Here is a 255-nt window from a genome sequence, read left to right as displayed (position 1 = left end):
GTCCTTAGTACGAGAGGACCGGGATGGACAGACCGCTGGTGTACGAGTTGTACTGCCAAGTGCACAGCTCGGTAGCTACGTCTGGGAAGGATAAGTGCTGAAGGCATCTAAGCACGAAACCAACCTCGAGATAAGATTTCTATGAGATTACTTGAAGAAAACAAGATAGATAGGTCAGAGGTGTAAAGATAGTAATATCAAAGCTAACTGATACTAATAAATCGAAAACTTGACTGGAAATATATACTGTTATTG

1 rRNA gene is annotated in these 255 nt (G+C 41.6%); it reads left to right on the top strand.

Annotated elements, in window-relative coordinates:
* Nucleotides 1–237: ribosomal RNA gene (locus ACU68U_RS09410) — 23S ribosomal RNA — on the top strand; the annotation flags it as partial.
* Between the last annotated feature and the right edge of the window lie 18 nt (nucleotides 238–255).

The organism is Finegoldia sp. P3-F-LR (assembly GCF_052932165.1).
This window is presented reverse-complemented; position numbering and strand designations above follow the sequence as displayed.